The sequence below is a fragment of the Nitrobacter sp. genome, from assembly GCF_051535215.1.
Classification (GTDB): Bacteria; Pseudomonadota; Alphaproteobacteria; order Rhizobiales; family Xanthobacteraceae; genus Nitrobacter.
In genome coordinates this window covers 37,242-49,805 of record NZ_JBPPLY010000004.1, presented here as the reverse complement: position 1 = coordinate 49,805, position 12,564 = coordinate 37,242, and the positions used below count along the sequence as shown (strand labels likewise).

At 62.5% G+C, this 12,564-nt stretch carries 12 protein-coding genes; 5 read left to right on the top strand and 7 right to left on the bottom strand.

Features of this window, described 5'->3' with window-relative positions; genetic code table 11:
- The first annotated feature begins 83 nt into the window (after positions 1–83).
- From ACS3WB_RS06515 to ACS3WB_RS06495, 5 genes are all read left to right on the top strand, one after another.
- A complete protein-coding gene (locus ACS3WB_RS06515; protein ID WP_438274755.1) occupies positions 84–1,988 on the top strand; it encodes a potassium transporter Kup in 1,905 nt (634 codons plus the stop codon).
- A gap of 129 nt (positions 1,989–2,117) precedes the next feature.
- Positions 2,118–4,043: a potassium transporter Kup gene (locus ACS3WB_RS06510; RefSeq protein WP_438274754.1), complete on the top strand. Its 1,926-nt coding sequence runs from the start codon at positions 2,118–2,120 to the stop codon at positions 4,041–4,043.
- 73 nt (positions 4,044–4,116) lie between these two features.
- Positions 4,117–4,485, top strand: coding sequence for a rhodanese-like domain-containing protein (locus tag ACS3WB_RS06505; RefSeq protein WP_438274753.1), 369 nt, complete (start codon positions 4,117–4,119; stop codon positions 4,483–4,485).
- Positions 4,486–4,500: 15 nt separating this feature from the next.
- Positions 4,501–5,655, top strand: a complete 1,155-nt coding sequence (locus ACS3WB_RS06500) for an aminotransferase (RefSeq protein ID WP_438274752.1) — start codon at positions 4,501–4,503, stop codon at positions 5,653–5,655.
- 12 nt (positions 5,656–5,667) lie between these two features.
- Positions 5,668–6,798 carry a polyamine ABC transporter substrate-binding protein gene (locus tag ACS3WB_RS06495; protein WP_438274751.1) on the top strand — a complete coding sequence of 377 codons (1,131 nt, stop codon included), beginning with the start codon at positions 5,668–5,670 and terminating at the stop codon, positions 6,796–6,798.
- A 129-nt stretch (positions 6,799–6,927) separates the two neighbouring features.
- On the opposite strand, the gene ACS3WB_RS06490 is transcribed toward ACS3WB_RS06495, so the two are convergent.
- The 7 genes from ACS3WB_RS06490 to ACS3WB_RS06460 form a co-directional block, all read right to left on the bottom strand.
- Positions 6,928–7,860 carry a lipid A biosynthesis lauroyl acyltransferase gene (locus tag ACS3WB_RS06490; protein ID WP_438274750.1) on the bottom strand — a complete coding sequence of 311 codons (933 nt, stop codon included), beginning with the start codon at positions 7,858–7,860 and terminating at the stop codon, positions 6,928–6,930.
- A 63-nt stretch (positions 7,861–7,923) separates the two neighbouring features.
- Positions 7,924–9,204 carry a beta-ketoacyl-ACP synthase gene (locus ACS3WB_RS06485; protein WP_438274749.1) on the bottom strand — a complete coding sequence of 427 codons (1,281 nt, stop codon included), beginning with the start codon at positions 9,202–9,204 and terminating at the stop codon, positions 7,924–7,926.
- A gap of 117 nt (positions 9,205–9,321) precedes the next feature.
- Complete coding sequence (locus tag ACS3WB_RS06480) at positions 9,322–10,527, bottom strand: beta-ketoacyl-ACP synthase (protein ID WP_438274748.1); 1,206 nt, start codon at positions 10,525–10,527, stop codon at positions 9,322–9,324.
- A complete protein-coding gene (locus ACS3WB_RS06475) occupies positions 10,520–10,993 on the bottom strand; it encodes a 3-hydroxyacyl-ACP dehydratase FabZ family protein (protein WP_438274747.1) in 474 nt (157 codons plus the stop codon). The genes ACS3WB_RS06480 and ACS3WB_RS06475 overlap by 8 nt, the downstream gene beginning before the upstream one ends.
- A 10-nt stretch (positions 10,994–11,003) precedes the next feature.
- Positions 11,004–11,285 (bottom strand): acyl carrier protein, encoded by a 282-nt coding sequence (locus tag ACS3WB_RS06470; RefSeq protein ID WP_011510017.1) that lies wholly within the window; start codon positions 11,283–11,285, stop codon positions 11,004–11,006.
- 241 nt (positions 11,286–11,526) lie between these two features.
- Complete coding sequence (locus ACS3WB_RS06465; protein WP_438274746.1) at positions 11,527–11,823, bottom strand: hypothetical protein; 297 nt, start codon at positions 11,821–11,823, stop codon at positions 11,527–11,529.
- 117 nt (positions 11,824–11,940) lie between these two features.
- Positions 11,941–12,534 (bottom strand): peroxidase-related enzyme, encoded by a 594-nt coding sequence (locus ACS3WB_RS06460; RefSeq protein WP_438274745.1) that lies wholly within the window; start codon positions 12,532–12,534, stop codon positions 11,941–11,943.
- Positions 12,535–12,564: the final 30 nt, after the last annotated feature.

Sequence of the window (12,564 nt, the reverse complement as noted above, 5' to 3'; positions counted from 1 at the left end):
AATGCTATTCCTCGGATTGACGGCCCGGTGCTTGTGGGCGATAGCCCCGGATCGAAACCATCACCAGAGCGTTGCAAGAGACCATGGCCGTCAGCGATCCACCCGCCGAAGCCACTGGCGAGGCTTCGGCCAATACGACCGGCTTCTGGCCGCTGACGCTTGGAAGCATTGGTGTGGTCTTTGGCGATATCGGGACCTCGCCCCTCTATGCGTTTCGCGAGGCCGTCAATCATGCCGCGCAGCAGGGAACGGTGACGCCGGTGATCGTGCTCGGCGTGCTGTCATTGATCCTGTGGTCGCTGTTCATCGTCGTCACCGCCAAGTACGTTCTCCTGCTGCTGCGAGCCGACAACAACGGGGAGGGCGGCACGCTCTCGCTGATGGCGCTGGGGCAGCGGGCGCTGGGGCGCAGAAGCGTGCTCCTGCTGGCGCTGGGCGTGGTTGGCGCTTCGATGTTCATCGGCGACTCCATGATCACGCCGGCGATCTCGGTGCTCTCCGCGGTCGAAGGATTGAAGCTCGCAGCGCCCGGGCTCGACCATTACGTCGTCCCGCTGACGATGCTGATCCTGGTCGTGCTTTTCGCGGTGCAGAGTCGCGGCACCGCGCGCGTCGCCTCGGCGTTCGCTCCGGTAATGGCGCTGTGGTTCGTGACCATTGCGGTTCTTGGCGTCCTGCACATCCACGAAGACCCGAGCGTGCTGTTGGCGGTCAATCCCTGGCACGCCATTCACTTCCTGCTCAACCATGGCCTGATCGGCCTCGTTATCATGGGGCTGGTCTTTCTGTCGGTCACGGGCGGCGAGGCGCTGTATGCCGACCTCGGCCATTTCGGCCGCAAACCAATCCAGGCCGCCTGGTTCTGTCTGGTGCTGCCGGCGTTGCTGCTGAACTATTTCGGACAGGGTGCACTGATCCTCGCCCATCCCGACGCGATCGAGAACACCTTCTACCGCCTGGCGCCGGCGCCGATGATCCTGCCGCTGGTCGTTCTCGCAACCGCGGCGACGGTGATCGCGAGCCAGGCCGTCATTACCGGCGCCTATTCGCTCATTCGCCAGGCCGTGCAACTCGGCCTGTTGCCGCGTTTCGAGGTCCGCTACACCTCTGAGACCCATGCCGGCCAGATCTATCTGCCGCGTGTCAACTTGCTGCTGCTGATCGGCGTGCTGTTGCTGGTGCTGCTGTTCCGCACCTCGAGCGGGCTCGCATCGGCCTACGGGATCGCGGTGTCCACGACGATGGTCGCCGATGGCATCATGGGTTTTGTCGTCATCTGGAAACTGTGGAATTGGCGGGCGGCGACGGCCGCCGCTCTGGTCGTTCCGCTTGTCGCCGTCGACATGATGTTTTTCAGCGCCAATCTTCTCAAGCTGCTCGATGGCGCCTGGGTGCCGCTTCTGTTCGGCTTCACCATGGTGGTGCTGATATGGACGTGGCGCCGCGGTACGGCCATCCTTGTCAAGAAGACCCGGCGCACCGAAGTGCCGCTGCTCGATCTCATCAAGAGTCTTGAAAAGCGGCCGCCGCATATCGTCAAGGGTACTGCGGTGTTTCTGACCAGCGATCCGAATTTCGTGCCGACCGCGTTGCTGCACAATCTCAAGCACAACAAGGTTCTTCACGAGCACAACGTCATCCTCACCATCGAGACCGCGCAGACGCCGCGTGTCGATCCCGGCGATCGGGTTCGCATGGAAACGATCAGCGAGAAGTTCTCGACCGTCAGTCTCCGCTTCGGGTTCATGGAATCCCCCAATGTTCCGAAGGGGCTGGCGATCGCGCGCAAGCTCGGCTGGCAGTTCGACATCATGGCGACGTCGTTTTTTGTCTCGCGGCGGTCGCTGAAGCCGTCCGCGCATTCGGGTATGCCGCTCTGGCAGGATCGCCTGTTCATCGCGCTGAGTCGCTCCGCCAACGATGCGACCGATTATTTTCAGATTCCGACCGGGCGGGTCGTCGAGGTCGGTACGCAGGTCATAATTTGATCGCCAGACTTCTTCATGCGTTTATTGCATAGCTGAAGTCTGAAATCAGAATAGGTCATGCGTGACGGCGCGGACTTATAAGCCCCGGCGCTTCGCATGATGCAGCGCAAGGACCTCGAGGTCTCATCCATGACAAGCGACGGTGCAAGTTCAGCCTCGGCGGTGCCGGCGGCGAATGGATCCGGTGACGCCCACTCCACGGCCGGCTTTCAGGCGCTGATGCTGGGCAGCATCGGGGTGGTCTATGGCGACATCGGCACCAGCCCGCTTTACGCGCTACGGGAGGCGGTCGTTGCCGCCGGTGGGGCAGGAAATGGAACCGACCCGGCCGCCGTGCTGGGCGTGCTTTCGCTGATCCTCTGGGCGCTCATCGTGGTGGTGACGCTCAAATACGTCCTGATCCTGCTGCGGGCGGACAACCACGGCGAGGGCGGAATCCTGGCGCTGATGGCGCTGGCGCAACGCGCCGCGAGCCGGAGCGGGACCGTCATCGTGCTGCTCGGCATCATCGGCGGCGCGCTGTTCTACGGGGACGCCGTGATTACGCCGGCGCTTTCGGTGCTGTCGGCCATCGAAGGCATCAAGCTGACGACCTCGGCGCTGGACCACTATGTCGTACCGATTACGGTGGTGATCCTGCTGGCGCTGTTTGCGGTTCAGTCGCGGGGAACGGCTCGCGTCGCCGCTTTCTTCGGACCCGTGATGTGCGTCTGGTTCGTCGTGATCGCGGCAGCGGCCATTCCACAGGTCGCAAAACATCCCGAGGTTCTGCTGGCCTTCAATCCGCTCCATGCCATCGGTTTCATGGTTCATCATGGCGTCATCGGGTTCGTCACGCTGGGCGCCGTGTTTCTGGCGGTCACCGGAGCGGAGGCGCTTTATGCCGATCTCGGCCATTTCGGCAAACGGCCGATTCAGACCGCCTGGCTCGCGATCGTGCTGCCCTCGCTCGTGCTGAACTATCTCGGACAAGGCGCGCTGGTGATCGCCCATCCAGAAGCGATCGAAAATCCTTTCTTTCTGCTGTTTCCGGCGTGGTCGCTCGTGCCGGTCGTGGTCATGGCCACGATCGCGACGGTGATCGCAAGCCAGGCCGTTATCACCGGCGCCTATTCGTTGACGCGTCAGGCGACCCAGCTCGGACTGTTGCCGCGATTTGAAATCCGTCACACCTCGGAAGAGCACTCCGGACAGATCTACATGCCTCGCGTCAACATGATGCTCGTGGTCAGCGTCGTGCTGCTGGTGCTGATGTTCCGTTCGTCAAGCGCGCTGGCCTCCGCCTACGGCATTTCCGTTACGGGAACGATGGTCGTCACCGCGATGATGGGATTCGTCGTCATCTGGAAAGTCTGGAACTGGCCGGCGCTCGCCGCCGCCGCGCTGATCGCGCCGTTCCTGCTGCTCGATCTCACGTTCCTCTCGGCGAATCTGCTGAAGGTCTTCGAGGGCGGCTGGATGCCGCTCGCGCTTGGCGGGGCGGTGATGCTGCTGATGTATACGTGGCGTCGCGGCAGCCGGCTCTTGTTCGAGAAATCCCGCAAGCTCGAATTTCCGCTGCTCGAACTGGTGGAGATGCTGGAAAAGCGGCCGCCGCACCGCGTTCCCGGGACCGCCGTGTTTCTGACCAGCGATCCGGATTTCGCTCCCGCCGCGCTGATGCATAGCCTGAAGCACTACAAGGTGCTTCACGAGAAAAACGTCATCCTCACCATCGAGACAGCGCAGACGCCGCGTATCGAGGTTCGCGACCGGGTGCGGCTGGAGCAGATCAGCGCCACGTTTTCGCGCGTGACGTTGCGCTTCGGTTTCATGGAAAGTCCCAACGTGCCGAAGGCGCTCGCCATCGCGCGGAAGCTCGGCTGGCAGTTCGATATCATGGCGACCTCGTTCTTCCTGTCGCGACGCACACTCAAACCGGCTGCACGCTCCGTGATGCCGCTCTGGCAGGACCGCCTGTTCCTCGCGCTGAGCCGATCCGCCAACGATGCGACCGATTACTTCCAGATTCCGACCGGGCGGGTCGTCGAAGTGGGGACGCAAATCAGCATTTAGGTGAGTGGCGCTTGATTTTATCGGCCCAAGGGGCGACCTTGCGCGGCCGGAAAGCGGACGAAAATCGGCGTGCATGCGCCTGAATGCAAAGTACGAGGAGGTTGCGTTGGCGGATCAGAATTTTGTCGTTCACGACCTGACGCCGGAAGACGTCTCGAAAGGCGTTGCCGAGGGACGCTATCTGCTGGTTGACGTCCGCGAGCCCAACGAGGTCGCGGCGGAGGCTTTTCCGGACGCGACCGTCGTCGCCTTGTCGGTCTTCGATCCCAAGGCTATTCCCGATCCGCAAGGCAAGCAGGTGGTGTTCGCCTGCCGTTCGGGCAAGCGCTCGGTGACGGCGTCGATGATGGCGCAGGCTGACGGCCTTGCCTATGACAAGCATCTCGCCGGCGGAATCCTGGGGTGGAAAGCGGTAGGGCTGCCGACGCGAACCGGCGGTTGAGATTTGACGCCTTCGATGAACAAGGTCTTCGCAGGCCTTCCGGTCACGATCTTCGAGACGATGTCGCAACTCGCGCGCGACAACGATGCCATCAACCTCGGGCAGGGCTTTCCCGACGATCCGGGTCCGGAGGATATCCGGCGCGCGGCGGCTGATGCCGTTCTCGACGGCTACAACCAGTATCCGTCGATGATGGGAATCCCGCAGTTGCGTCAGGCGATCGCCGCGCATTACGGGCACTGGCACCAATTGTCGCTCGATCCGGTGAGCGAGGTCATGGTCACCTCGGGCGGCACCGAGGCGCTGACGAGCGCGATCCTTGCCGTGGTCGAGCCCGGCGACGAGGTCATTGTCTTTCAGCCGGTTTACGACTCCTATCTTCCCATCATCAGGCAGGCCGGCGGAGTTCCGCGGCTGGTGCGGCTGGAGCCGCCGCACTGGCGATTGACGGAAGACGCGCTTCGCGCCGCCTTCACGCACAAGACGAAAGCGGTTGTCTTCAACAATCCGCTCAATCCCGCCGCGGTGGTTTATCCGCGCGAGGACCTGGAATTGCTGGCGCGGTTTTGCCAGGAATTCGACGCGATCGCGATCTGCGACGAGGTCTGGGAGCACGTCGTCTTCGACGGCCGCGAACATATCCCGCTGATCACGATTCCCGGCATGCGCGAGCGCACCATCAAGATCGGCTCGGCCGGGAAGATATTTTCGCTGACGGGCTGGAAGGTCGGGTTCGTCTGCGCCGCGCCGCCACTGCTGAAAGTGACCGCGAAGGTGCATCAGTTTCTGACCTTCACAACGCCGCCCAACCTTCAGGCTGCGGTCGCTCGCGGCCTCGCCAAGCCGGACGATTTCTTTCTCGCGATGCGTAGCGATCTGGCGCGACGCCGCGATCGCCTGACTCGCGGACTCGAGGACATCGGATTTCCGGTGCTGGCCTCGCAAGGAACCTATTTCCTGACGGTCGATCTCGCGCCGCTCGGCCTCAATGAAACCGATGAAGCGTTTTGCAGACGCATCGTGACAGACCACAAGGTCGCGGCGATCCCGGTATCGGCATTCTACGAACAGGACGCGGTCACCTCGGTGGTGCGCTTCTGTTTCGCCAAGACCGACGCCACGCTCGACAGCGCGCTGGAGCGTTTGTCCGACGCCGTGCACGCTCTTTAGGACGGTGCAGCGATGATTCCAAATCGACACACATGGCTTTATCGATACACTTGGCTTTGGGTTGCCGCCGCGTTCGCGCTCGGTTTCGGCGCGGCATCGTCGCGCGCGCAGGCGGCTGATCGGGTCGTGAATTTCTACAACTGGTCGAGCTACATCGCGCCCGGCGTGCTCGATGACTTCACCAGGGAGACCGGCATCAAGGTGGTCTACGACACCTTCGACGCCAACGAGACGCTGGAGACGAGGCTTCTCGCCGGCAAGTCGGGCTACGACGTGGTGGTGCCAACGGCCTATTTCCTGCAGCGACAGATCGGCGCGAATATTTTCCAGAAGCTCGACAAGTCGAAGCTGCCGAATCTCGCCAATGCGTGGCCGGCGGTGACGGCGAAGCTCGCGGTCTACGATCCCGGCAACCGATACGCCGCGAACTACATGTGGGGAACGACCGGCATCGGCTACAACGTCAAAGCTGTGCATCGCATCCTCGGACCCGAGGGCAAGATCGATAGCTGGGATATCGTCTTCGATCCGGACAAGCTTGCAAAGTTCAAGGATTGCGGTGTCCAGATGCTCGATTCCGCCGACGATATCCTGCCGGCGGCATTGAATTATCTCGGCCTCGATCCGAATTCCATCGCATCCGCCGATCTTGAGCGCGCGGCCGCTCTCGTCAGCAAGGTGACGCCTTTTGTCAGGAAGTTTCATTCGTCGGAATATCTGAACAGCCTCGCAACCGGCGAGATCTGTCTCGTCGTCGGCTGGTCGGGCGATATCAAGCAGGCACAGAGCCGCGCGGCGGAAACCAATAACGGCGTGGAGATCGGCTATGCGATTCCGAAAGAGGGCGCGCAGATGTTTTTCGACAATCTCGCGATCCCGGCGGATGCGAAGAACGTCGCCGAGGCCTATGAACTGATCAACTATCTCTATCGGCCGGACGTGGCGGCGAAGAATTCCGATTTCCTGTCCTATGCCAACGGCAATCTGGCCAGCCAGAAGCTGATCGATCCAAAAATCTTCAACGACAAGACGATCTATCCGGATGCGGCCACAATGAAGCGGCTGTTCGTCATCACGGCGCGCAACCCCGCGACCCAGCGCATGATCAACCGGCTCTGGACCCGCGTGAAAACCGGACGGTGAAAAGAACTACAGCGGTTCGCGCTTACACGGAATCAATCGGTGCTCGGGCGTCAGGGCGACGATAGCCGTTCGAAGAACGACTATCGCGGCATGAATAGCCGAGATCTCTCTGTTCAAATGTGAGACGCTCTACCGCCAGCGGCGGTGCAGCCACAGCCATTGATCCGGATATTCGCGGATCCAGCCTTCGATCACCGAGGTGACAGCCTGCATCGTGCCCTGCACGTCGATGTCGCCGTCCACATCGCGCACGGGCGCGATCTCCTCGGACAATTCGGCGCGGAAGCGATGGCCGGGCAGGCGGATGATCCGCACGCCGTGAATCGGGCACTCGATCTGCCGCAACAGACGCGCCAGCATCGGATTGGCCTTGGTCTTGCGCCCGAAGAACGTGACGTCAACGCCGTTGGTCAGATACTGGTCGACCAGCATGGCGACGTGCTGGCCGTTTTGCAGCGCGTGTGCCAGCTTGAACGGTGCGTCGCGGCCGGCCGGGATCAGCGTGCCCATGTTGACCGAGCGCATCTGCTCGATCACGCGATCGGCCGATGCGATGTTGGGCCTGCGGTACAGCACCGCCGCGTCGAGTCCGTGCGCGACGGCGGCGACGGCCGGGAGTTCCCAGTTGCCGAGATGGCTTGCGAAGATCAACGCCGGCTTGCCGTCGAGCCGCAGCTTGTGGAACAGTTCGCGGGTGCGCGGCCCGATTTCGACCCGGCTTTGATCGGGACGGTCGGGATCGAATGTCCAGACGCGATCGAGATGGGCGAACTCCGCGCCGATGCGTCCGAGATTGTCCCACACCCCAGCGAGTATGGTCTCGATCTCCTCCGGCGACTTGTCGGGAAACGCCGCGCTGAGGTTGGCGCGACCGATCTTCTGCTCGCGCAGCATCGGTCCGATCTTCTGCGTGATGCGGCCGAACAGGTTCGCCGTCTTGATCGGATCGAAATAACGCGTCGTGCGCAACATGGCGATCGTCAGCGCGCCGATCGTGGCTGCGCCCACCGGTTTGATCGCGTCGCGCAGTCGCGCGCGGGTTCGAAGCAGGAGGCGTCGCATCAGAGGCGGACAGTGATTGTGCCGCACATCGGTCGGCTTCTCCGGCGCGTCGACACGTCGCCGTCAGACGGGTTCGCGCGTCAGGATCAGCGACGCGTTCTGGCCGCCGAAGCCGAACGAGTTCGACATGACTGTGGTGACGCGCGCATCGCGCGCCGCGTTGGGAACGACATCGAACGGGATCGCCGGGTCCGGCACGTCATAGTTGATGGTCGGCGGAATGCGCTGATGCTCGAGCGTCAGGAGCGAGAACACCGCTTCGACGGCTCCCGCTGCCGAGAGGGTGTGGCCGACCATGGATTTGTTCGACGAAACCGGGATCTGCTTGGCGCGCTCGCCGAACACGGACGAGATGCCGAGATATTCCATCTTGTCGTTTTCCGGCGTGCCGGTGCCGTGCGCATTGATATAGTCGATCTGCTCGATGGTCACGCCGGCATCCGTCAGCGCATTGCGGACGCATCCGATGATCGGCTTGCCGTCGGGACTCGACCGCGTGCGGTGGAAAGAGTCCGCCAGTTCGCCGCACCCTGCCATGATGCCGAGGATCTTCGCGCCGCGCGCGGTCGCTGCTTCATAGCTTTCGAGAACCAGCGCGCCGGCGCCCTCGGCCATCACGAAGCCGTCGCGGTTTTTGGAAAATGGCCGGACCGCAGTGTGCGGAGGATCGTTGTGCGTCGATAGCGCCGACAGCAGCGAGAACCGGATCAGCGCTTCGGGATTGACCGAGCCGTCGGTTGCGACGCACAGCGCGGCGTCCGCTTCGCCGCGACGGATCGCTTCGACGCCGAGCTGGATCGCGGTTGCTCCCGACGCGCAGGCCGTCGAGAGCGAGATGGGCGAGCCCTTGGTCCCGAAGGTTTCGGCGAGATGATCGGCGACGGAGCCAAACAGGAAGCGGCGGTGATACTTCTTGAACGCGCCGCCGCCGCTGACCCGCAGCATCTGGTCGTAGTCGATTTCGGTATCCGTACCGATGACGCGGCCGAGTTCGTGACGCTGCGGCCATTCGAGTTCAACCGGAGCGACTGCGAGAAACAGCGGGCCTGGAAAATCGCCGGCGCGGCCGATGCCCGCCTGCGCGACGGCTTCCTCGGTCACAATGTTCGCGAGCCGCTCGGAAAGATCGGTCGACGAGAACGGCTCGACCGGGACGAAATCGACGGTGCCGGCCATCGTAGTTCTGAGGCCTTCGGTCGGGAAGCGCGTGATGGTCCTGATGCCGGATTCACCTGCGCAAAGCCTGGCCCAGTTGTCGGCTTTACCAGCGCCGAGAGACGTCACGACGCCCATGCCCGTGACGACGACGACGGGCCTGCCGGATTTGTCGCGCATTGCGGTCATGGTTTCCCCCGTCAAACGCCAGAATCTGCTGAATCAGACTCTACCCTTATCCTTTTGATCGAGCATGATCTTATCCGAAACCGGTTTCCACTTTTCGGAATCGTGCTCCAGCCCGGTTCAGCGGATCGCTTCGACCAGCGCCATGCCTTCGCCGCGCCAGTGTCCGGCTCCGATCACGACAATCTGGGCCGGCGGCGAAGCCATATCAATCTCCTGATCCGATGAATTGTCCGGCGCAAACAGCGCGCCTCGCGACAGCGACAACGCGGCGACGGCCAGTCCGAGCGGGAACTGCGCTTCCAGGGTGTGACCGAACATCGTTCCGGTCGCGCGGACCGGGATGTCGGAATGAGCGCGAAGGAAGGCGCGCTCTTCGGAGGTGACCGGCTCGGCGCCGGTGGCGCCGGTAATGATCGCGGTCGCCTTCGTGGGGCTGCCGAGCTTGGACCACAATGATTCCAGCGTCGAGGTGACGTCGCCGGAGTGTTTGCGCCGTGCATGGTCTGCGACGATGCTGGTCAGGCGCGCAAACGGCTTCGCGCCGCGGGCCTCGGCATGAGCGCGGGATTCGATCACCAGGAAAGCGCCGCCGGATCCGAGCGCGAAACCGCTGCTCTGCTCACGCATCCAGACCGGCGCGAATTTTTCTTTCAGGTTGAAGTCGCCGAATTCGTAGAGGAGGAGCAGGTCCTTGCGCTCGCCATTGTGAGCCGCGCCGACCAGCGCGATGTCGCTCTGGCCGGCGGCGATACGAGCCAGCGCGATGCGCACCGCGTCGACGCCGGCGGCTTCTTCGCCCATGAACGTGCGCGACGAGCCGGTCACGCCGTGGACGATGGCGATGTTGCCGGCGAGAAGGTTGGACAGCTGCGCCAAAAAGAGCGTCGGTCTCAACTCGTTCATCAGCCGTTCGTTGAGAAAGCCGGGTGCGACGTTGCCCTTGGTTTCGGCGTTCAGAATACCGGCGTCGACGACGAGGTCGCGTTCGCCTCCGCCGGCGGCGACGATCATGTCCATTCGCGATAGGATATCCGTGTTACCTTTGACGCCGGCGGAATCGAGCGCCAGGCCGGCGGCGTATGTGCCAATGCGTTGCCAGGCTTCCATCTGGCGCTGGTCGCCCTTTTTCGGGATCTGCGCGTCGAAGTTGACGGGCGCCAGCGGATGAACGACGTAAGGCGCGAAGCCCTTCTCGTCGGCGTTGATGCGGCGCTGGTTCAGCGCGTCCCAATGCGCGTCGAGACCCTCGCCAAGCGAGGTGGCAAGGCCGATGCCGGTGATCCAGGCTTCGATAGGCTTTGAATGCGATGATGTCTCAGCCATGCGAGATCGTCTGTTGCGGAAATCCGATGCGATTGGCCATGGCTTCCATATGCCCGCGCAAATCCGCGTTCGGGAAGGCGGCGATGCCGAACGTGATTGTCGCGTTGCACCGCGTTTTGCCGCCGACGCTGACTTTGGCCTGGGTCACGGCGTAGCCGGACCCTTCGTGAACGACACTCGCCTCGACGCTCAGGAGTTCGCCGGGAGTCACAAACGTTCGCATTTTGGCTTCCTTGACCGCGGCGAGGAATGGCATGCGCTCGAACTTCATCAGCGCGATCAGCAACCAGCCCGACGCCTGTGCCATCGACTCGATCAGCAGAACGCCCGGCATCAGCGGATATCCGGGGAAGTGACCCTCGAAGATCGTACTCTGCTGAGGCACCTGGGCCTCAACCGCGATCGTTTTCCTGCCTATATCGAGGTCGGCAATGCGGTCGATCAGGTGAAAGTATGCGAAATCCATGGCCGCGCGATTAGGCGCCCTTGGCGGCGACCAGCTCGTCGATGCGCGCGCTGAGATTTTTCAGGACGAAGTATTGCTCGGTGGTCGCCTTGCCGTCATTGACCTCCTGAGTCCACTTCTCCAGCGGCAGCTTGATGCCGAACGCCTTGTCGATCGCAAAGGCGATGTCGAGGAAATCCAGGCTGTCGATCCCCAGGTCGTCGATGGCGTGGCTCTCGGGCGTGATCGTATCGCGTGGAATGTCGCAGGTTTCCGCGATGATGGTGGCGACCCGATCGAATGTGGAAGACATCTTTAAGCCTTTGATAGTTTAGAGATAAATGTCGTACCGGCGTTCGACGGCGGCGCCGGCTCCGCAACGGCCAGCCCATCGCGCGGAGTCGAGTGCCCATATATCGGAGCGCTGTCCCGAGTTCAATGGCGCGGGCCTCTCGCCACGCCGTATTCCGCAGCCGAATCAGGGTGCTCCAGTGGTCCGATTCTGGTTTGCATCTTGCGGACGTTGCACTAGCGGCGCAATCCCGAAGTCCCACTCAGGGCAGGGTCCCAACGCCGCGCAAAGCGGCGATGTTCACGGCCAGCCACAGTCCCACTGCGGTCAATGCGATCGTGAAGGCGAACGCAGCCATATTTGCGAGCATCCGGTGGCGGAAGTCGTCCGGTTGTTCGGAAGGAGGTTGATGGTGGGGACGATCGGGGAAGTCGGCGAAGTGGTGCTGGTCGGCGGAATTTGCCGGCTTTCGCCGGTCGGGCAATCCTGCAGAGCGGCGCGGCCGGAACGGGATCACGACCTGCTCGTCGTCGGAGATTTTGGGTCGCTGTTTTCCCATCGGTTACAGTTCCGCAGAATCCGGCGCGATCTTAGCACATTGCGCGCGATCCTCACATGGAAAGTCACCAGGAGCGAGGGGGACAACCCGGCCCCGCAGCCCTTTCGTCCGATCCAATCAGGCCGGTTCGGGTGGCTTTGGCAACCGGCCCATCAGATAAAACTCATCGTTGGGGCGCATGTCGGTGACGTTCGCCATCCGGTTCGACAGCGCGAAAAACGCGGCGATGGCGGCGATGTCCCAGACGTCGTCGTTCGTGAAGCCGTGATCGGCAAGTCTCCCAAAGTCCGCGTCATTGACCTTGTGCGCCTCGGCGCTGACCTTCAGCGCGAAATCGAGCATCGCTTTCTGACGCGGCGTGATGTCTGCCTTGCGATAATTCGCAGCGATCTGGTCGGCGATCTGTGGATTCCTGGCGCGGATGCGAAGGATCGCGCCGTGAGCCACGACGCAGTACTGACATTGATTGGCGATGCTGGTGGCGACCACGATCATTTCGCGTTCGGCTTTGGTCAGCCCGCCATCTTTCTCCATGAGCGCATCGTGGTAGGCGAAAAATGCGCGGAATTCATCGGGTCGATAGGCCAGCGTCAGGAAGACGTTGGGAACGAAGCCGGACTTCTCCTGCACCGCCAGAATCCGCGCGCGGATGTCGTCAGGCAGCGTGGCGAGATCGGGTATCGGGAAACGTCCGGCGGCTGGCGACGTCATCAGGTCCGTCCTGTTCGATCCAGATGCGGA

What these genes read in the sequence shown, in the direction of transcription:
- ACS3WB_RS06490 (WP_438274750.1), bottom strand. Translation starts at nt 7,860, where the DNA reads ATGCGACGCCTCCTGCTTCGAACCCGCGCGCGACTGCGCGACGCGATC.
- ACS3WB_RS06475 (WP_438274747.1), bottom strand. Translation starts at nt 10,993, where the DNA reads ATGGATTTCGCATACTTTCACCTGATCGACCGCATTGCCGACCTCGAT.
- ACS3WB_RS06510 (WP_438274754.1), top strand. Translation starts at nt 2,118, where the DNA reads ATGACAAGCGACGGTGCAAGTTCAGCCTCGGCGGTGCCGGCGGCGAAT.
- ACS3WB_RS06495 (WP_438274751.1), top strand. Translation starts at nt 5,668, where the DNA reads ATGATTCCAAATCGACACACATGGCTTTATCGATACACTTGGCTTTGG.
- ACS3WB_RS06505 (WP_438274753.1), top strand. Translation starts at nt 4,117, where the DNA reads ATGCGCCTGAATGCAAAGTACGAGGAGGTTGCGTTGGCGGATCAGAAT.
- ACS3WB_RS06470 (WP_011510017.1), bottom strand. Translation starts at nt 11,285, where the DNA reads ATGTCTTCCACATTCGATCGGGTCGCCACCATCATCGCGGAAACCTGC.
- ACS3WB_RS06460 (WP_438274745.1), bottom strand. Translation starts at nt 12,534, where the DNA reads ATGACGTCGCCAGCCGCCGGACGTTTCCCGATACCCGATCTCGCCACG.
- ACS3WB_RS06480 (WP_438274748.1), bottom strand. Translation starts at nt 10,527, where the DNA reads ATGGCTGAGACATCATCGCATTCAAAGCCTATCGAAGCCTGGATCACC.
- ACS3WB_RS06500 (WP_438274752.1), top strand. Translation starts at nt 4,501, where the DNA reads ATGAACAAGGTCTTCGCAGGCCTTCCGGTCACGATCTTCGAGACGATG.
- ACS3WB_RS06465 (WP_438274746.1), bottom strand. Translation starts at nt 11,823, where the DNA reads ATGGGAAAACAGCGACCCAAAATCTCCGACGACGAGCAGGTCGTGATC.
- ACS3WB_RS06485 (WP_438274749.1), bottom strand. Translation starts at nt 9,204, where the DNA reads ATGACCGCAATGCGCGACAAATCCGGCAGGCCCGTCGTCGTCGTCACG.
- ACS3WB_RS06515 (WP_438274755.1), top strand. Translation starts at nt 84, where the DNA reads ATGGCCGTCAGCGATCCACCCGCCGAAGCCACTGGCGAGGCTTCGGCC.